The sequence below is a fragment of the Lentzea sp. NPDC051838 genome (assembly GCF_040681245.1).
GTDB lineage: Bacteria > Actinomycetota > Actinomycetes > Mycobacteriales > Pseudonocardiaceae > Lentzea.
In genome coordinates this window covers 352,324-374,904 of record NZ_JBFAYI010000003.1, presented here as the reverse complement: position 1 = coordinate 374,904, position 22,581 = coordinate 352,324, and the positions used below count along the sequence as shown (strand labels likewise).

Here is a 22,581-nt window from a genome sequence, read left to right as displayed (position 1 = left end):
CGGCGGCCACACGGACGTATCAAACTCGACGCGCTGCTCACCCTGGGCAAGCACACCGCTGACCACCTGAACCCACGGGGAGTCAACGTCATCCGGCCGCGCGTGAATCGTGAACGCCCGCCGCTCGTCCCCGGCTGACACCTTCATCTGCAACGCCAGCCCGCCGGTCTCCGGCAGCACGACCGGCGCCGACAACGTCAGCTCCTCCAGCCGATCGAGCCCGACCTCGTCCCCGGCCCGCATCGCGAGCTCGACGAGCGCCGCACCCGGCACCATCACCCGGCCCATGATCGTGTGGTGACGAAGCCACGGATGCGTCCGCACCGCCAACCGGCTCGTGAACAGGAACCCTTCCCCGTCAGCGAGTTCGGCCGACGCCGTGAGCAACGGGTGCCCGACCGACACCATGCCGATCCCGGCAGCCCCGTCCCCACCGATCTGCACCGCCGGCCAGTACCGCTGGTGGTCGAACGCGTACGTCGGCAGATCGATCTTCCGACCACCACCGCAGAACCCGCTCCAGTCCACCTTCACACCGTCGACGTGCAACCTCGCGAGCGCGGTCAACGCCGCCACCCGCTCGCCCTTGTCCTTGCGCAGCACCGGAATGGCGTCCTCGACCAGCGCAGACAACACCCCGTCCGGCCCGACCTCGAGGAACGTGGTCGCGCCACCGTCCCGCAACCGCTGCACGTTGTCGCTGAACCGCACAGCATCCCGAACGTGGTTCACCCAGTACTCGACCGTCGTGACATCCCCGGACGCCACCATCGGAATACCCGGCTGGCTGAACGTCACTTCAGCCAGCGACTCCCGGAAGTCGTCCAGCATCGGCTCCATCAACGGCGAGTGGAACGCGTGCGACACCTTCAGCCGCTTGCTCTTCCACCGCTCCGCGATCTGGAGAACCTCGTCCTCGGCCCCCGCGATCACCACCGACCGAGGCCCGTTGACCGCCGCGATCGACACGCCGGCCGTCAGATGCGGCACCACCTCCTCCTCAGAGGCGATGACCGACACCATCGCGCCACCCTCGGGCAACGCCTGCATGAGCGCCGACCGAGCCGTAACAAGCAAACACGCGTCCTCAAGGCTCAACACCCCGGCAACATGCGCCGCCGCGATCTCACCGATCGAATGCCCGGCAACCTGCTCGGCCCTGACACCCCAAGCCTCGACCAACCGGTACAGCGCCACCTCAACCGCGAACAACGCCGGCTGCGCCACCCCGGTCTGGTTCAGCGCCTCCTGGTCCTCACCCCACATCACGTCCCTGACAGCGGGGTCCAGGTACATCAACACGCCGTCCAACGCCTCAGCGAACACCGGGAACGCCTCGTACAACTCACGCCCCATGCCAACCCGCTGCGCCCCTTGCCCGGAGAACAACACCGCCAACGACCGCTGCGACAAAGCAGTTCCGCGCGCCAGCACCTCATCCCCAAGCACCACAGCCCGGTGCTCAAACCGCGCCCGCGTGGTCAGCAATGAGAACGCAACGTCCTCCGCCGCCCCCTCAGCCGCCTTGACCCGCGCAACCTGCCCGTCCAGCGCCTCCGCAGTCCTGGCCGACACCACCAACGGAATCGATCCCGCCTGGGGGCCCCGGGGGGAGACCGAGGTCCCCACTCCAAGCGTCCCACGAGAGGCCGACAAATCCGCGCCCGCAAGATCCACAACCGCCGAGTTGTCCACAGGTGCCGAGCTGTCCACAGATTCCGGAACCGGGGTTGCGGCCTCAAGAATCACGTGCGCGTTCGTGCCCGAGAACCCGAACGACGACACACCCGCCCGCCGCGGCCGCGACACCTCAGGCCAAGGCGTGGCCTTGGTGACGAGCGAGACCGCCCCCTCGCTCCAGTCGACGTGCGTGGACGGCTCAGTGATGTGCAAGGTCCGCGGCACAACCCCGTGCCGCATCGCCTGCACCATCTTGATCACGCCGGCCACACCCGCCGCCGCCTGCGTGTGACCGATGTTCGACTTGATGCCACCCAACAGCAGCGGCACGTCACGGTCCTGCCCATAAGTGGCGAGCAACGCCTGCGCCTCGATCGGGTCACCCAAAGTAGTACCGGTGCCGTGCGCCTCAACGGTGTCGACGTCCGCAGTGGACAGTCCAGCCGACGCCAACGCCTGCCGAATCACCCGCTGCTGCGAAGGACCGTTGGGCGCGGTCAAACCGTTGGAAGCACCGTCCTGGTTGACAGCGGAACCACGCAACACCGCCAGAACCGTGTGACCAAGACGCACGGCATCGGACTGACGCTCCAGCACCAGCAGACCGACACCCTCAGACCAGCCGACACCGTCAGCCGAGTCCGAGAACGCCTTGCACCGCCCGTCCTCCGACAACCCGCGCTGCCGTGAGAACCCGACGAACGCACCCGGCGTCGACATCACCGTCACACCACCGGCCAACGCCAAAGAGCACTCACCAGCCCGCAGCGACTGAGCCGCGAGATGCATCGCGACCAGTGACGAAGAGCAAGCGGTGTCGATCGACACCGACGGCCCTTCAAACCCGAAGGTGTAAGAAACGCGGCCCGACACCACGGAAGGTGACGTACCCGCGCCCTGATGCCCCTCGGAGTCCGCCTCGACGATCTGCGCGTAGTCGCTGTACATGACACCGGCGAACACACCGGTCCGCGTCCCCCGCAGGGAAGTCGGGTCGATACCGGCCCGCTCCAGCGCCTCCCACGTCGTCTCCAGCAGGATGCGCTGCTGGCCGTCCGTGCCGAGCGCCTCCCGCGGCGACATCCCGAAGAACGCCGGGTCGAACTGGTCCGCGTCGTGCAGGAAGCCACCGGCGCGGGCGTATGAGGTGCCGAGGTTGTCGGGATCCGGGTGGAACAACGTGTCGAGGTCCCAGCCGCGGTTGTCCGGGAACGGCGTGATCGCGTCCGTGCCCGAGAGCACCAGTTCCCACAACGACTCCGGCGACGTCACACCGCCGGGGAACCGGCAGGCCATGCCGACGATCACGATCGGATCGTCCGAAGTGGACACCAGCGCAGGCAGCAAGTCCACCGCGTCGGCAGAGCCGAACAGCTCCGCGTTCAGGTGGTCGGCCAGCACCACAGACGTCGGGTAGTCGAACACCAGCGTCGCCGGCAGCCGCAACCCGGTCGCCTCGGTGAGCTGGTTGCGCAGCTCGACCGCCGTCAGCGAGTCGAACCCGAGGTCCTGGAACGCCCGCGTCGCGTCCACCGCGTCGATCGACGAGTGGCCGAGCACCGAGGAAACCTGCGCGCGCACCAGGTCCACGAGCGCCGCACGCCGATCGTTGACGTCCATCGCGCCGAGCTTCTGCACGAGCCCGGACGCCGTCGCCGACCCCGCGGCAGCACGCCGTGCCTTGACCCGGATCAGGCCCTGCAGCAACGGCGCCACCGCACCACGTGCCCGCAACGTCGCGAGGTCGAGCCTCACCGGAACGGTCAGCGCCGCCCCGCTCGCGACCGCCGCGTCGAACAGCTCCAGCCCCTGCCGCACCGTGATCGGCGGCAGGCCGGCAGCCGTCATCCGCGCCGCCTCGGCCTCGGTCAGTTCGCCGGTCATGCCGCTGACCTCGGACCACACACCCCACGCCATCGACGTGGCGGGCAGTCCTTCAGCCTTGCGACGCGCGGCAAGGGCGTCGAGGAACGCGTTGCCCGCCGCGTAGTTCGCCTGGCCCGCGTTGCCGAACACCCCAGCCGCCGACGAGAACACGACGAACGCCGTCAGGTCCCGAGTCAGCTCGTGCAGGTGCCACGCGGCGTCAGCCTTGGGCCGCAACACCTTCGCGAGGCGTTCCGGCGTCAAGGACTCGATCACGCCGTCGTCCAGCACACCGGCCGCGTGCACGACACCCCGGATCTCGTGCTGGGCAAGGAGTTCCGCGACCGCGTCCCTGTCCGTCACGTCACACGCGGCGACGGTGACCTGCGCTCCCAACGCTTCCAGCTCCGCGGTGTCAGCCTCACCACGCCGGCTGACGAGCAGCAGCTCCCGAACACCGTGCGTCTCGACGAGGTGCTTCGCGACGACAGCGCCCAGCCCACCGGTACCGCCGGTGACGAGAACCTTGCCCTCCCAACGGACTTCCTCAGCACCCGTCACCCGTGCCAGCCGCGCCGCGAGCACCTGCCCGTCGCGCACCACCAGCTGCGGCTCGTCGACACCGAACGCCACCGAGACCATCGCGGCGGACAGGTTGTTGCCGCACAGGTCGATCAGACCGAACCGTCCGGGGTGCTCGGACTGCGCCGACCGCACCAGACCCCACACCGCCGCGGCGCCCAGGTCCTCGCCCGTGGTCCCGCCGCGCGTGACGAACATGAGCCTGCCGCCCCTACCACTGCTGATCCACTCCCGCACCAGCCCCAGCACCCGAGCGGTGTTGCCGTGCGTCGCGCCGAGGACGTCCTCGCCACCCACAACCGGCACCAACACCAGCCCGGCATCGGTGTCCGTGATCGCCTCGACCACCGGATACCCGAGTTCGAGCACGTCCGGCCCGACAACCGCGACCGAGTCGGGCGCCGCGACGTCCTCCTGCGTGACCGGCACCCACTCGAGCCCGAACAGCTCGCTCTGCCTGGCCTCACCGAGCTGCTCGACGTTGACCGCCCGCACGACCACGGCCTCGACCGTGGCGACCGGCGCCCCCGTGACGTCGGCCAGCGCGATCGTCCTGCGCATGCCGCCCTCGTCACGGGTCAGCTTGATGCGCAGCTCGCTCGCCCCGGTGGCGTGCAGCGACACGCCCTCCCATGAGAACGGCAGCCCCGCGTCGAGCGTCTCGTCCAGCAACGCCGCGTGCAGCGCCGAGTCGAGCAACGCCGGATGCAGCCCATAAGCCGTGCCATCAACGTCCTCGGGCAGCGCGAGCTCCGCGTAGATCTCGTCGCCGACCCGCCAAGCCGCCTTCAGGTTCTGGAACGCATGTCCGTAGGCGAAGCCCACGACAGCGAACCGCTCGTAGCACTCCTCGTAGTCCATCGCGACGGCCCCAGCAGGCGGCCAAACCTCAGCATCGAACTCGCTGCTCGCCGTCCCGCTCGCCAAGAACCCGGTCGCGTGCTGCGTCCACGGCGAATCCGGCGCGTCCTCAGGCCGTGAGTGGATTGCATACTGTCGACGGCCGCCAGTATCCGCGCCAACCTTCAGCTGCACCTGCACGGCTCCGCGCTCAGGCAGCACAAGCGGCGCGGCCAGCGTCAGGTCGTCGACCCTGTCGAGCGCGACCTCGTCCGCGGCCCGCATCGCGAGCTCGATCAGCACGGCGGCCGGCACCAGCGTGCGCCCCATGATGACGTGGTCCGCGAGCCACGGATGCGTGCTCAGCGACATCCGGCTGGTGAACACCACGCCTTCGCCCTCGGCCAGCTCCACCGCAGCCCCGAGCAACGGGTGCCCGACACTGACCAGCCCCAGCCCGGACGCGTCCGACGCCCGCCCCGCGCTCGCGGGCCAGTACCGCTGCCGGTTGAACGCGTAAGTCGGCAGCTCGACCTTCCTGCCGCCCTCGTAGAACCGCGTCCAATCAACATTGATTCCGTCAACGTGTACTTGACTGAGTGCAGTCAACATTGATTCAACATCGGCCATGTTGCGCGTCAACGTCGGAATCAACCCGTCAACCATCGCCGTCAACTGCGCATCAGGCCCGACCTCGACCACCGTCACGTCACCCAACCGAGTGACGTTGTCGTGGAACCGCACAGCTTCCCGAACGTGCCGCACCCAGTACTCAGCCGTGGTCACGTCCCCAGACGCGCTGATCGGAATGCGCGGCTCCCCGAACTGGATCTCTGAGATCGCCTCGCGGAAGTCGTCCAGCATCGGCTCCATCAACGGCGAGTGGAACGCGTGCGACACCTTCAGCCGCTTGTTCTTCCACCGCTCCGCAACCGCCAGCACCTCGCCCTCGACCCCAGCGATCACCACCGACCGAGGCCCGTTGACGGCAGCAATCGCCACACCGTCAGTCAGGTGCGCGAGCACCTCTTCTTCGGACGCGATGACCGACACCATCGCCCCACCAGCGGGCAACGCCTGCATGAGCGCCGACCGAGCCGTGACAAGCAAGCAGGCGTCTTCAAGGCTGAGCACCCCAGCTACGTGCGCCGCCGCGATCTCACCGATCGAATGCCCGGCCAGCTGCGAGGCCCGCACCCCGAACGACTCCAGCAACCGGTACAGCGCCACCTCAACCGCGAAGATCGCTGGCTGCGCAACCCCGGTCTGGTTCAACGCCTCGGCATCGTCGCCCCACATGACGTCCCGCAACGCCGGGTCGAGGTTGACGAGCACGGCGTCCAACGCCTCCGCGAACACCGGGAACGCCTCGTACAGGTCCCGCGCCATCCCCAGCCGCTGCGACCCCTGCCCGGAGAACACCACAGCGAGCGGCCGGTTCCTCACCACACCACTGGCCAGCTCAACACCGTTCCACACCACAGCCCGGTGCTCGAACGACGCGCGAGTAGTAGCCAACGAGAACCCGACGTCGACCGCCGAAACACCGCTCTCCACCAACGCCACAACCCGCTCGACCTGAGCCTTCAACGACGCCGACGACTTGGCCGACACCACCAAAGGCACCAGGTTGTCCACAGCCACCGAGTTGTCCACAGATTCCAACAGACCCGCTTGACCAGCACTTTCACCCGGTACGCTGGAAATCGGGGGGATCCCCGAGCCCGGCGCCTCCAAGATCACGTGCGCGTTCGTGCCCGAGACGCCGAACGACGAGACGGCGGCGCGGCGAGCCCGGTCGACCGCGGGCCACGAGGCGTTGCCGGTCAGCAGCTGAACCGCCCCGGCCTCCCAGTCCACGTGGGACGAAGGCGAGTCGACGTGCAGCGTCTGCGGCACCACGCCGTAGCGCAGCGCCTGAACCATCTTGATCACACCGGCGACACCGGCGGCGGCCTGCGTGTGACCGATGTTGGACTTGATCGAACCGAGCAGCAGGGGCGACGGCCGGTCCTGGCCATAAGTCGCCAGCAACGCCTGCGCCTCGATCGGGTCACCCAAAGTCGTACCGGTGCCGTGCGCCTCGACAACATCAACGTCCGCAGTGGACAGTCCAGCCGACGCCAGCGCCTGACGAATAACCCGCTGCTGCGACGGACCGTTCGGCGCGGTCAAACCGTTGGAAGCGCCGTCCTGGTTGACCGCGGAACCCCGCACGACAGCCAAGACGTTGTGCCCGTTGCGAACCGCATCGGACAGCCGCTCCAGCACGACCACACCGACACCCTCGGACCAGCCGACACCGTCAGCCGAGTCGGAGAACGCCTTGCACCGCCCGTCCGGCGACAGCCCGCGCTGCCGCGAGAACCCGATGAACGCACCCGGCGAAGCCAGCACGGTCACACCACCGGCCAGCGCCAGCGAGCATTCGCCGGCACGGAGAGCCTGCATCGCCCAATGCATCGCGACCAACGACGACGAGCACGCCGTGTCGAGAGTGACCGCGGGCCCCTCGAAACCGAAGGTGTAGGAAACCCGGCCGGACACCACCGAAGGCGAGCCACCAGTCGTCTGATACCCCTCGGAGTCGCCTTCGAGCAGCAGCGAATAGTCGTTGTACATCACGCCGGCGAACACACCGGTCGGACTGCCCTTCAACCCGACGGGGTCGATTCCCGCGCGCTCCAACGCCTCCCACGACGCCTCGAGCAGAAGTCGTTGCTGGGCATCGGTCGAGACGGCCTCACGCGGCGACATCCCGAAGAACTCCGGGTCGAACAGGTCGGCGTCGTGCAGGAAGCCACCGGACTTCGTGTACGAGGTGCCGACGTGGTCCGGGTCCGGGTGGTAGAGCGAGTCGAGGTCCCAGCCGCGGTTCGTCGGGAACTCGCTGATGGCGTCCCGGCCGTCGACCACGAGGTCCCACAGCTGGTCCGGCGTCGCGACCCCGCCGGGGTAACGGCACGCCATGCCGACGATCACGATCGGATCGTCCGAAGTGGACGTCAACGCGGGCAACGAGGACACCGCGTCGGAGCCGAACAGTTCGTCCCGCAGGAAGCCGGCCAGCACCGCGGACGTCGGATAGTCGAAGATCAACGTGCTCGGCAACCGCAGCCCGGTCACGGCGGTCAGGCGGTTGCGCAGGTCCACCGCGGTCAGCGAGTCGAAGCCGAGATCCTGGAACGCCCTGGTCGGATCCACCGCGGCGACACCGTCGTGACCGAGCACCGCGGCCACCTCGGTGCGCACCAGGTCGAGCAGTGCCTCGACACGCGCTTCCGCTGCCATAGCGGAAAGCCTCTGGACGAGCCCGGAATCCGCCTGTGCCGCAACGCGCCGAGCCCGAGTCCGGATCAGGCCGCGCAGCAACGGCCGGATCTCGCCGTGGTCGCGCAACGTCGCGAGGTCGAGGCGCAACGGCAGCAGCACCGCGTCCTCACCGGCGATCGCCGCGTCGAACAGCGAGAGTCCCTGCTCCACCGACAACGGCGGCGTCCCACCCCGTGCCATGCGTTCGGCATCGGCCTCCGACAGCATCCCGGTCTGGTTCCACGCGCCCCACGCCAGCGACACGGCGGGCAGCCCAGCGGCCCGGCGGTGTTCGGCCAGAGCGTCGAGGAACGCGTTGCCGGCGGCGTAGTTCGCCTGCCCCGCAGCACCGAACGTTCCGGCAGCACTGGAGAAGATGATGAACCTGTCGAGGTTCTTCGTGAGCTCGTGCAGGTTCCAGGCGGCGTCGACCTTGGGCCGCAACACGGTTGCCAGACGCTCCGGCGTGAGCGACTCGACCACGCCGTCGTCCAGTACCCCGGCGGTGTGCACGACGCTGCGAACCTTGTGCTTCTTCAACACCTTCTGCAACGCCTTGCGGTCACTGACATCGCAGGCGACCACGGCAACCTTGGCGTCCAAATCGGACACATCAGCCTTGGCCGTGCGGCTGACCAACACGAGATCCTTGACGCCGTACCGTTCGACGAGGTGCTTCGCGATCACCCGCCCCAGCCCGCCGGTACCGCCGGTGATCAGCACCGGCCCGGTGAACTCACCGGGCTCGGCAACGGAGGCGCGCGCGAGCCGTGCCGCGAACACCTGGCCACCCCGCACCCGCAACTGCGGCTCGTCGATCGCGAGAACCTGCTCTGCCACCTCGTCATCGGTGTCGATGAGCGTGAACCGGCCGGGGTGCTCGTTCTGCGCGGCCCGCACCAGACCGTGCACCGCGCTCGCGGCCAGATCGTCTTGGCGCGTCACGAAAACCAGTCGCTCAGCACGTTCCTCAGCGATCCACCGCTGCACCAGCTCCAGCGCGCGGGCAGCAAGCGCATGCGTCTGCTGAACAACATCCCCGTCGCCGACGAACTCCTCCACCACGACAGCGGCCGCACCAGCCTGAGGCAACGACACCGGCACCCAGTCGAGCCGGAACAGCGAGTCCCGATCGACCGCGCTCACCTGCCGCGCCGACACCGCCCGCGTCACCAGCGACCCGATCGTCGCCACCGGCGCACCCGCCGCATCGGCGACCGCGATCACCCACGTGTCACCGCCGCGACGCAGCCTCACCCGAACCTCGGACGCGCCACTGGCGTGCAGCGACACGCCTTCCCACGAGAACGGCAGCCCCGCCTCGGCCCCGCCGAAGAACCCGCCGGCGTGCAGGACGGCGTCGAGCAGCGCCGGGTGCAGCCCGAACGCTCCCCCGTCCACACCCTCGGGCAACGCGACCTCGGCGAACACCTCGCTGTCCGTCCGCCACACCGCCCGCAGCCCCTGGAACACCGGCCCGTACTCGAACCCGTTCTCCGCGAACCGCTCGTAAGCCCCTTCAACGTCAACGCTTTCCGCGCTAGGCGGCCACACCGTCGCGTCAAAGTCGCCAGTGGCAGCACCACTCGCCAGGAAACCAGTCGCGTGCTGCGTCCACGGCACATCCACACCGTCCGGCCGCGAGAACACCTCGACCGCGCGCCGCCCGTTCTCCTCAACCCCGACCGCGACCTGCACCCGCACCGCACCCGACTCGGGCAGCACGAGCGGCGCGGCCAGCGTCAGCTCGTCGACGCGGTCGAGCCCGACCTCGTCCCCGGCCCGCACCGCGAGCTCCAGGAACGCCGTCCCGGGCAGCAGCACCTGCCCGAACACCCGGTGATCCGCGAGCCACGGGTGCGAGCTCAGCGACAGCCGGCTCGTGAACAGGTACCCGTCCGCCCCCGCGACATCCACCGCAGCCCCGAGCAGCGGGTGCTCAACCCGCGTGAGCCCCAGCGCCCCGACATCCCCGGCCTTGCGCACCGCCGCCGGCCAGAACATCTGGTGCTCGAACGCGTACGTGGGCAGATCAACCTTCCGTCCACCCGTGTACAGCCGCGTCCAGTCAACATTGATTCCGTCAACATGTACTTGACCGAGTGCAGTCAACATTGACGCGACTTCACCGCGATCACGCCTCAACACCGCCGTGGCGCCGTCCACCATCGCGCTCAACTGCGCGTCGGGCCCGACCTCCACCAGCGCCACGTCACCCAGTCGCGTGACGTTGTCGTGGAACCGCACCGCGTCCCGAACATGGTTCACCCAGTAGTCGACCGACGTGACATCGCCGGATGTCAACATTCCGACAACCGGCTCTCCGAACGTGATCCCGCTGATCGCCTCGCGGAAGTCGTCGAGCATCGGCTCCATCAACGGCGAGTGGAACGCGTGCGAGACCTTCAGCCGCTTGCTCTTCCACCTCGCGGCGATGGCGAGCACCTCATCCTCAACGCCCGCGATCACCACCGACCGAGGCCCGTTCACCGCCGCGACAGACACCCCAGCCGTCAGATGCGGCAGCACCTCTTCTTCGGAGGCAACAACCGACACCATCGCCCCACCGGCGGGCAACGCCTGCATGAGCGCCGCACGAGCCGTAACCAGCAAACACGCGTCCTCAAGCGACAACACCCCGGCAACATGCGCCGCCGCGATCTCACCGATCGAATGCCCGACCACGCGGTCCGGCTTCACCCCGAACGACTCCAGCAACCGGTACAGCGCCACCTCGACCGCGAAGATCGCCGGCTGCGCGAACCCGGTCTGGTTCAACGCCTCCTGGTCGTCCCCCCACATGACCTCCCGCAAAGCGGGGTCGAGGTTCACCACCGCAGCGTCGAACGCCTCCGCAAACACCGGGAACGCCTCGTACAACTCACGCCCGGCCCCAACCCGCTGCGATCCTTGCCCGGAGAACAGGAACGCCACGGGCTTCCCGCCCGCAACCCCTTCAGCAACAACCTCACCGTCAACCAAAACGGCCCGATGCTCAAACAACGCGCGCGTAGTCGCCAACGAGAACCCGACGTCCACAGCGGACACCCCGCCGTCCACCAACGCCTTGACCCGCGCAACCTGCCCAGCCAGCGCCCCAGCCGTCCGGGCCGACACCACCAACGGAATCGATCCCGCCTGGGGGCCCCGGGGGGAGACCGAGGTCCCCACTCCAAGCGTCCCACGAGAGGCCGACAATTCCGCGCCGGCAAGATCGACAACGGGCGGGTTGTCCACAGGTGCCGAGCTGTCCACAGATTCGGAGGACGGGGTTGCGGCCTCGATGATGACGTGGGCGTTGGTGCCCGAGACGCCGAACGACGAGATGCCGGCCCGGCGCGCGCGATCCACCGACGGCCACGCGCGCGAGGAAGTCAGCACCTCGACGGCGCCGGACTCCCAGTCGACCTGCGTGGTCGGGGTGCTGACGTGCAGGGTCTGCGGCAGCACGCCGTGACGCAGCGCCTGCACCATCTTGATCACGCCCGCGACACCCGCGGCGGCCTGCGTGTGGCCGATGTTCGACTTGATCGAGCCGAGGTAGAGCGGCTCGGAGCGGTCCTGCCCGTAGACCGCGAGCAGCGCCTGGGCCTCGATCGGGTCGCCGAGCTTCGTCGCGGTGCCGTGCGCCTCGACGGCGTCGACATCGGCGGGAGCCAGGCCGGCCGACGCGAGAGCCGACCGGATCACGCGTTGCTGCGAAGGGCCGTTGGGCGCGGTCAGGCCGTTGGAAGCGCCGTCCTGGTTCACCGCGGAGCCACGCACGACAGCCAAAACCGTGTGGCCAAGGCGAACAGCATCGGACTGGCGCTCCAGCACCAGCAGACCGACACCCTCACCCCAGCCCGTGCCGTCGGCGTCGTCCGAGAAGGCCTTGCAGCGTCCGTCGACGGAAAGGCCGCGCTGGCGGGAGAACTCGACATAGGTGGTGGGCGTCGACATCACCGTCACACCACCGGCAACCGCCAGCGAGCACTCACCGGAACGCAGCGCCTGCGAGGCCAGGTGCAGTGCCACCAAAGAAGAGGAGCACGCGGTGTCGACCGTGACCGCAGGACCCTCGAAGCCGAACGTGTAGGAGACGCGACCGGAAGCGATCGAACCCGCACTGCCCTGCCCCTGGTGTCCCTCGAACTCGCCACCGTCCAGAATGGACGCGTAGTCGTTGTACATGACACCGGTGAAAACGCCCGTCGCGCTGCCCCGCAACGAAGCCGGGTCGATACCGGACCGCTCCAGCGCCTCCCAGGTCGTCTCGAGCAGCAGGCGCTGCTGGGAGTCCGTCGCGAGGGCCTCGCGCGGCGACATGCCGAAGAACGTCGCGTCGAACGCGCCCGCCTCGTGCAGGAAGCCGCCGGAGATCGAGTAGGTCGTGCCCGCGTGGTCCGGATCGGGGTGGTAGATGCCGTCGGTGTCCCAGCCGCGGTTCGTCGGGAACTCGGTGATGGCGTCGACGCCGTCCGCGACGAGCCGCCACAGGTCCTCGGGCGAGGAAACACCTCCGGGGTAACGGCAAGCCATGCCGACGATCACGATCGGATCATCCGAAGTGGACACCAAGGCAGGCAGCGAAGACACCGCGCCGGAGGCGCCGAACAGCTCGTCGCGCAGGAACGAAGCCAGCGCCGCGGCCGTCGGGTAGTCGAACGTCAGCGTCGCCGGCAGCCGCAGCCCGGTGACCTCGCCAAGCCGGTTGCGCAGCTCGACGGCCGTCAGCGAGTCGAAGCCCAGCGACTGGAACGCCCGCGACGGGTCGATCGTCTCGCCGCCGCTGTGGCCGAGCACCGCGCCGACCTCGGCACGCACGAGATCCAGCAACGCTTCCAGACGACCCGCTTCGTCCACACCGGACAGTTTCTGCACCAGCGAGGACGACACCGCGGAAGCGGCCGTGCGCCGAGCACGGACCTTCACGAGACCCCGCAGGACCGCCGGAACCTCGCCCCGCGCCCGGAACACCGGCAGGTCGAGGCGCAACGGCAGCACCAGCGAAGCACCGGAAGACAGTGCGGCGTCGAAGAGTTCCACGCCTTCCGCAGGCGTGATCGGCGGCATCCCGGACTTCGCCAGACGTTCGGCGTCGGCACCGGACAGCATGCCCGTCTCCGCCCACGCACCCCACGCCAGCGACACACCCGGCAGGCCGGCAGCGCGCCGGTGCTCGATCAGCGCGTCGAGGAACGTGTTGCCCGCCGCGTAGTTGCCCTGGCCGGACGCCCCGAAGATCCCCGCGCCAGAGGAGTAGACGATGAACGCCGAGACGTCCGGCGCTAGCTCGTGCAGGTTCCACGCGGCGTCGACCTTGGGACGCAACACGGTCGACAATCGGTCCGGCGTGAGCGACTCGATCACGCCGTCGTCCAGCACACCGGCTGTGTGCACGATGGACCGGATCTCGCGACCCGCCAAGAGGTTCGCGACGGCGTGCCGGTCGGCGACGTCGCACGCCACCACCGTGACCGACGCGTCCAGCTCCGTCACCCAGTCCGGCGTCTCACCGCGGCGGCTGACCAGCACAAGGTCACGAACACCATGCGTGGCAACGAGATGCCGCGCGATGACCTGGCCGAGCCCGCCGGTACCTCCGGTGATCAGCACCGGCCCTTCCACAGCGACGTTCTCGCCGGCGGCGATCCGGATGACGCGCGGCACGAACACCTCGCCGCCACGCACCCGGAGCTGCGGCTCGGCGCTCGCGAGCACTGCGTCCGGCAGGTCGCCGTCCGTCTCGACCAGCGCGAACCGGCCGGGGTGCTCTGACTGCGCTGCCCGCACCAGGCCCCACAACGCAGACGCACCCAGATCGCCTTGCCGCGTAACGAAGACAAGCTTCTCGGCCCGCTCAGCGGCAATCCACTCCTGGATCTTCGCGAGCACAGCGGCGGTCAACGTGTGCGCGGCTTCGACCGGCGAACCGTCCGCTTCGACTCGCTCCACGACGTGCGCCGCCGGAACCGCGTCGGTCAGCGTGATCGGCACCCAGTCCAGGCCGAACAACGCCTCCTGCGCGGCACTGAGCTGCTGCGCCGACACGGCCCGCGTCACAAGGGACCCGACCGTCGCCACTGGCGCACCGGTGGTGTCAGCGATGGCGATCTCCATCGAGCTGTCGCTGGTCGTCCGAAGACGAACCCGCAACGCCGTGGCCCCAACCGCCTGCAGCGCAACGTTCTCCCACGAGAACGGCACCGCGCCCTCGGTCCGCTGGTCGGCGAACGCCACCGCGTGCAGCGCGGCGTCCAGCAGCGCGGGGTGGATGCCGAAGCCGGCCGCCGTCACGTCGTCGGGCAGCGCCACCTCGGCGAACACCTGGTCGCCCAGCTTCCACGCGGCTCGCAACCCCTGGAACGCGTGCCCGTAGTCGAAGCCGAGCTCCGCGAACCGCTCGTAGGCGCCCTCGACCTGAACCGCCTCAGCCCCGGCAGGCGGCCACATGGTGGCGTCGAAGTCGACGACCGGCGTGCCACTCGCCAGGAACCCGGCCGCGTGCTCGGTCCACGGCAGGTCGCTGTCCTCAGGACGGCTGTGAATCGCCACCGCCCTGCGCTCGCCGTCAGCGCCCACGCGGATCTGCACCTGCACGGCCTCGGACGCCGGCAAGACCAGCGGAGCCGCGATGGTCAGCTCGTCGACACGGTCGAGACCGACCTCGTCCGCGGCCCGCAGCGCGAGCTCGACGAGCGCCGCACCGGGCACGAGCACCTTGCCGTGTAGCGAGTGATCCCGCAGCCACGGGTGAGTGCGCAGCGACAGCCTGCTCGTGAACAGCAGACCCTCTCCGCCCGCCAGCTCGACCGCGGCCCCGAGCAGCGGGTGCTCGACCGCGCCGAGACCGGCCGACCGGACGTCCGACTTCGTGGACACTTCGGGCCAGAACCGCTGCTGCTCGAACGCGTACGTCGGCAGGTCGACCTTGCGGCCATGTTGACAGAACTTGTTCCAATCAACATTGACGACGCCGTCAACATTGATTCGGCTCAATGCAGTCAACATTGACTTGACTTCGTCAACATTGCGCCGGACCGCCGGCACACAGCCGTCGACCAGCGCAGACAGCACACCATCAGGCCCGATCTCCACGAACCTCACGTCACCCAATGCGGTGACGTTCTCGTGGAAGCGGACGGTGTTCCGCACGTGGTCGACCCAGTAGTCGACGTTGTTCACTTGTCCGGATGTTGACATGCGGACAAGCGGCTCGTGGAACGTCAGCCCGCTGATCGCCTCGCGGAAGTCGTCCAGCATCGGCTCCATCAACGGCGAGTGGAACGCGTGCGAGACCTTCAACCGCTTGTTCTTCCACTTCGCGGCGATGGCGAGCACTTCATCTTCGACACCGGCGATCACCACAGACCGCGGCCCGTTGACCACCGCGATGGACACGCCATCGGTCAGGTGCTCACGAACCTTCTTCTCGGACGCGACCACGGACACCATCGCGCCGCCGGACGGCAACGCCTGCATGAGCGACGCACGAGCCGTCACGAGCTGACAAGCGTCCTCGATGCTGAACACACCGGCGACGTGCGCGGCCGCGATCTCACCGATCGAGTGGCCGGCGATGTGGTCCGGTTTCACGCCGTAGAACTCGAACAGCCGGTAGAGCGCCACCTGGAACGCGAACAGCGCGGGCTGCGTGTACCCGGTCTGGTTCAGCGCCTCCTGGTCGCTCCCCCACATGACCTCGCGAACGGCGGGGTCGAGGTTGGCGAGCACCGAGTCGAGCGCCTCGGCGAACGCCGGGAAGGTCTCGTACAGCTCGCGCCCCATGCCGACCCGCTGCGACCCCTGCCCGCTGAACAGGAACGCCAGCTCACCAGCCTTGGCCACTCCGGTCGCCAGCACCTCGCCGTCGAGCACCACAGCCCGGTGGTCGAACGTCGCGCGCGTGGTCAGCAACGAGAACGCGATGTCCGCCGCGTCTCCGGGCCACGCCTTGATCCGCTCGATCTGCCCGGCCAATGCCTGAGCAGAACGCGCCGACACCACCCACGGCACCGCGCCACCTGCTTGGCCCGCGCCAATCATCTCAGGCAGGTCTGACAATTCCGGCGCCTCGAGAATGACGTGGGCGTTGGTGCCCGACACACCGAACGACGAGACGCCAGCGCGGCGCGGGCGCGAAACCGAAGGCCACGCAGTCGCCGTGGTCACGAGAGAGACGTCGCCCGCGGTCCAGTCGATGTGGGTCGAAGGCTGGTCGACGTGCAAGGTCGCGGGCACGACGCCGTGCCGCATCGCGTGGACCATCTTGATGATGCCGGCGACGCCCGCGGCGGCCTGCGTGTGGCCGATGTTGGACTTGATGGAGCCGAGCAGCAGCGGTTCCGGGCGATCCTGCCCGTACACCGCCAGGAGAGCCTGCGCCTCGATCGGGTCACCCAAGGTCGTACCCGTGCCGTGGGCTTCCACGACGTCCACATCGGACACCGACAAGCCAGCAGAGGCGAGCGCCGAGCGGATCACGCGCTGCTGCGAGGGGCCGTTCGGAGCGGTCAAACCGTTCGAGGTGCCGTCCTGGTTCACCGCGGAACCGCGCACGACAGCCAGCACAGTGTGGCCGTTGCGCAGGGCGTCGGACTGGCGCTCCAGCACCAGAAGGCCGACGCCCTCGCCCCAGCCGGTGCCGTCGGCGGCGTCGGCGAACGACTTGCAGCGGCCGTCCATCGCGAGGCCGCGCTGCTTCGAGAAAGCCACGAAGGAGCCCGGAGTCGACATCACCGTGACGCCACCGGCCAGGGCCAGCGAGCATTCGCCGTTGCGCAGAGCCGAAGACGCGAGGTGCAGAGCGACCAAAGAGGACGAACAGGCGGTGTCGACGGTGACCGCCGGGCCTTCGAGGCCGAAGGTGTAGGCGACGCGACCGGACAGCACGCTCTGCGCGGTTCCGGTGCCCTGGTAGCCCTCGAAGATGTCGTCGGACACCAGAGTCGAGTAGTCGTTGGACATCACGCCCGCGAACACGCCGGTCTTGGAGCCGCGCACCGAAGCCGGGTCGATGCCCGCGCGTTCGAAGGCCTCCCACGCCGTCTGCAGGAGCAGGCGGTGCTGGACGTCGGTCGCGAGCGCCTCGCGCGGGGACATGCCGAAGAAGTCGGGGTCGAACGACGGGGCGTCGTGCAGGAAACCGCCCTGCATCACGTGGGTCTTGCCCGCGGCGTCCGGGTCCGGGTCGAACAGGCCCTCCAGGTCCCAGCCGCGGTTGGCCGGGAAGCCGGTGACGCCGTCGCGCTCCTCGAACACCAGGCGCCACAGGTCTTCCGGCGAGGACACGCCGCCGGGGTACTGGCAGGCCATGCCGACGATCACGATCGGATCATCGGAGACCTGAGAAACCACTTCTGGCACATACGCATCCGCACCGAAGAGCTCGTCGAGCAGGTAGGAGGCCAACGAGCCGGCCGTCGGGTAGTCGAAGATCAGCGTCGCCGGCAGGCGGATACCGGTGGAAGCGGTCAGGCGGTTGCGCAACTCGACTGCCGTCAGCGAGTCGAAGCCGAGGCCCTGGAACGTGCGTGTGCGGTCCACTTCGGACGCACTGCCGTGGCCGAGCACCGCGGCGACCTCGACGGCGACCAGCTCCAGCAACGCCTCCAGGCGCGCGTCCGAACCCAGCCGCGACAACGAGGAGACCAGGCCCTCGGAGGCGACGGACTGGGCTGCGGCGCGGCGCTTCGGAGTCTTGATCAGGCCGCGCAGCAACGGCGGCGGCGCTCCCTGGGAACGCAGAGCCGGAAGATCCAGGCGCAGCGGCAAAAGGAAAGCATCGGAACCGGCGGCTCCCGCGTCGAACAACGCGAGACCCTCGGCGACCGACAGCGGCGGCATGCCGGAGCGGGCGATGCGCTGAAGGTCGGCATCCGACATCGACGCGGTCATACCCGAGGTCTGCTCCCACGCGCCCCAGGCCAGCGACACCGTGTTCGGACGGTTCCGGGCAAGCGCGTCGAGGAATGCATTGGCAGCGGCGTAGTTCGCCTGCCCGGCACCACCGAAAGTGCCTGCGGCGGACGAGAACAGCACGAAAGGCACGTCAGGCAGCAGCGAGTGCAGGTGCAGCGCCGCGTCGACCTTCGGCCGGAACACGGTGTCCAGACGTGCGGCAGAGAGCGACTCGACCACTCCGTCGTCCAGCACGGCGGCAGTGTGCACGACGCCACCGACGGAGTGCCGCGACAGCAACGACTCCAGAGCCGACCGGTCGGAGACGTCACACGCCTCGACGATCACGTCTGCGCCCAACGACGCCAACGCGGAGACGTCAGCAGATCCCGTGCGTGAGACCAGCAGCAGCTCGCGAACACCGTGCTCGACAACGAGATGCCGGGCGACCAGCTGACCAAGTCCGCCGGTACCACCGGTGATCAGCACGCGACCGGACCAGACAGGACGCTCAGTGGGCAGAGCGGCCCGAGCCAAACGCGCCGCCAGCACCACACCGTCGCGGATCGCCAACACCGGCTCGTCCGTCGTCAAAGCGTGCAGCACCGCACCAACGGACGCCTCGGCGAAGTCCAGGTCCACCAGCACAAAACGGCCGGGGTGCTCGGACTGCGCCGACCGCACCAATCCGCGCGCGGCGGCAGCGGCAAGGTCATCGCCGTCCACCGCGCCACGGGTCACGAACGCCACCCGCCCGGTTCCCGGCAGCGCCTCGTGAATGATCGACAGCACTCGCGCGCACGTCTCACGAACATCAGTGCCGACAACAGGAACCAGCGTCAAGTCGGCGTCGGTCAACTCCGACACGACAGGACCGGCAGCGAGCGACAGCACGTCCGGCCCGAGCACTGCCACGGTCTGCTCGGCGAACCCGACCGGCAGCTCCACGGGCGCCCACTCGATGCGGAACAACGAGTCCCGCTCCATCCCGGAGCCCAGCTCGTCGACCGGAACCGGACGCGTCTGCAAGGCCTCCACGGACGCAACGGGAGCACCGGTCGCATCGGCGACAGCGATCTCCATCGAGCCGTCCTCGCCGCGCGACAACCGCACCCGCACAGCCGAAGCACCCGACGCGTGCAGAGACACGCCCTGCCACGAGAACGGCAGCCCGCCACGGCTGATCGAGCCGAGATCACCGAACCCGGCGGCGTGCATACCGGCGTCCAGCAACGCCGGGTGCAGCCCGAACGCCCCGCCGTCCACCCCGTCGGGCAACGCGACCTCGGCGTACACGACGCCGTCGCCACCACGCCACACCGCCTGCAGGCCCTGGAAAACCGGCCCGTAGTCGAAGCCCATGTCGGTGAAGCGCTCGTACGAACCGGAGACGTCGACGGCGGTAGCACCGGCAGGCGGCCACACCGAGGCGTCGAACGACACCGCCGAAGCACCCGACCCCAGCACACCGGACGCGTGCTGAAGCCAAGGCGTGTCAACGGATCCCTCAGGCCGCGAGAAGATCGCGACCGAGCGACATCCAGCGGAGTCAGCGGCCCCAACGGAAACCTGCACCTGCACGGCAGCGTCCGCCGTCAGCACCAGAGGCGCGGCGAGCGTCAGCTCCTCGACGCGCGAGCACCCGACCTCGTCCGCGGCACGGACCGCGAGCTCCAGGAACGCGGTGCCGGCGAACAGAACCCGCCCCATCACCACGTGATCGGCGAGCCACGGGTGCGTGGCCAGCGACAGCCGCGACGTGAACAGGTGGCCCGCCGACCCGGCCAGCTCGACCGCCGCACCGAGCAACGGATGTCCGACCGCACCAAGGCCGGCGCCGCGCACGTCACCCGACGACGACGCCGGGCGCGGCCAGAAACGTTGCCGCTGGAACGCATACGTCGGCAGATCGACGCGAGAAGCCCCCGAGCCCTCGAACAGCGAGGCCCAGTCGACCGGAACACCGGACACGTGCAGACGGGCGAGCGCTGTGACGAACGCCAGTTCCTCGCCGCGGTCCTTGCGCGCGGTGGGGATCGCGTCGTCGACCATCGCGGCGAGCACGCCGTCCGGACCGACCTCCACGAAGGTCTTGTCCCCCATCGCCGTCACGGTGTCGTGGAAGCGAACCGCGTCGCGGACATGCCGAACCCAGTACTCGGATTGTTGAACAATCCCGCCAGTCAACACCGGGATCGTCGGATCGTTGAACGAAATGCCGGAGATTGCCGCGCGGAAGTCGTCCAGCATCGGCTCCATCAACGGAGAGTGGAACGCGTGCGACACGTTGAGCTGCTTCGACTTACGATCGTCGAATCGTTCAACAATCCTACGAGCCTCTTGTTCAACACCAGCGATCACGACCGAACGCGGACCGTTGACGGCGGCGATGGAGACGCCGTCGGTGAGGTGCGGCAGGATCTCGCCCTCAGTGGCCTGCAACGCGAACATGGCTCCACCGGACGGCAACGCCTGCATGAGCGACGCTCGCGCGGTGACCAGCGTGCAGGCGTCCTCGAGCGACAGAACCCCGGCGACGTGCGCGGCCGCGATCTCGCCGATCGAGTGACCCGCCACCTGTTCCGGCACCAGACCGAACGACTCGAGCAGCCGGAACATCGCCACCTCGAAGGCGAACAGCGCGGGCTGCGTGTACTTCGTCTGTTCCAGGGCAGCGGCGTCCTCACCCCACATCACCGAGCGCAACACAGGGTCGAGGTGCGTCAAGACCTCATCGAACGCAGAAGCGAACACCGGGAACCGCGCGTGCAGCTCCCGTCCCATGCCGAGCCGCTGCGATCCCTGCCCCGAGAACAGGAACGCGAGCGTGTGCTCCTCAACAGCGACACCGCGCGCCAGCTCGGTTCCGTCCGGCAGCACCACGGCTCGCTGCTCGAACGACGCCCGCGCGGTCGCCAGCGTGAATGCGACGTCCAACGGAGACAGGGCATCCACGACCGACTGCAACCGAACCCGCTGCTCCTCCAACGCGTCCGGAGTGCGGGCGGACAGAACCCACGGCACCACAGCAGGAGCAGCGACAACGGTGCTTTCGACGACAACCGGCGGCGCCTGCTCGAGGATCACGTGCGCGTTCGTGCCCGAGACACCGAACGCGGACACACCAGCGCGCAACGGCCGGTCGACGGACGGCCACGGCCGCGCGTCGCGAAGCAACGACACGTTGCCGCGGCTCCAGTCGACCTGCGTGGAGGGCGTGCCGAGGTGCAGGGTCTTGGGCAGCAGTCCGTTCTGCAGCGCCATGACGACCTTGATCACACCGGCGACACCGGCAGCGCCCTGGGGGTGACCGATGTTGGACTTCACAGATCCGAGGTAGAGCGGCTCGGCGCGGTCCTGTCCGTAGACCGAGAGAATCGCCTGCGCCTCGATCGGATCGCCGAGAGTCGTGCCAGTGCCGTGTGCCTCGACGGCGTCCACATCGGACGGAGCAAGCCCGCCGTTCTGCAGTGCCTGGCGGATGACGCGCTGCTGCGACGGACCGTTCGGCGCGGTCAGGCCGTTGGAAGCACCGTCCTGGTTGACGGCGGAACCGCGGACGACGGCGAGGATCTTGTCCCCGGCGCGCTGGGCGTCCGACAACCTCTTCAACACCAGCACGCCGACGCCCTCGGACCAGCCGGTGCCGTCGGCGTCATCGGAGAACGCCTTGCAGCGCCCGTTTCCAGCGAGCCCGCCCTGTGAAGTGAAGGCAGCGAAGCCGGCGGGCGTCGTCATGACCGCGACACCACCGGCCAGCGCCAGGTCGCACTCACCGGCACGCAGAGCGGAAGAAGCGAGATGCAGAGCGACCAAGGAAGAAGAACACGCCGTGTCGACGGTGACAGCGGGGCCTTCCAGCCCGAGGAGGTAGGAGATGCGGCCGGACAGCACGGAAGCGGCGAACGCGGTCGTGGCGTAGAGGCCGACGTCCTCACCCGAGCGCGAGAGCAGATCGGCGTAGTCCTGCGAAGTCGTGCCCATGAACACGCCCGTACGAGTGCCGCGCAACGACTGCGCGTTCACCCCGGCGCGTTCCAGTGCCTCCCAGGCGGTTTCGAGGAGCAGGCGCTGCTGCGGGTCCATGACGACGGCTTCACGGGGCGAGATGCCGAAGAACCCGGCGTCGAACGACGCCGGGTCTTCGAGGAAGCCACCTTCGATGCTGGCCGTGTTGAGGTTCGAGACGTCCCATCCGCGATCAGCCGGGAACCCGCCGATCACGTCCCTGCCTTCGGCGACGACCTGCCAGAGGTCCTCCGGCGAGGCCACCCCGCCGGGGTACCGGCACCCGATGCCCACGATCGCGATCGGTTCCACCGCTGCCGCGATCAGCTGCTGGTTCTGCTTGCGCAGCCGGTCGATCTCCTTCAGTGACGACCGCAGAGCCTCGACGTACTGGTTAGCAGAGGTGGTCAT

Annotated in this window: 1 protein-coding gene (only partly in view); it reads right to left on the bottom strand. The window is 68.8% G+C overall.

Annotation, left to right across the window (positions count from 1 at the left end):
- A protein-coding gene (locus tag AB0M24_RS10225) for an SDR family NAD(P)-dependent oxidoreductase (RefSeq protein ID WP_363763754.1) crosses the window boundary here: on the bottom strand, positions 1-22,581 show its 5' portion. 7,041 nt of this gene lie to the left of the window's left edge; 22,581 of the gene's 29,622 nt are visible here — the first part of the coding sequence; it begins with the start codon at positions 22,579-22,581; its stop codon lies beyond the left edge, outside the window.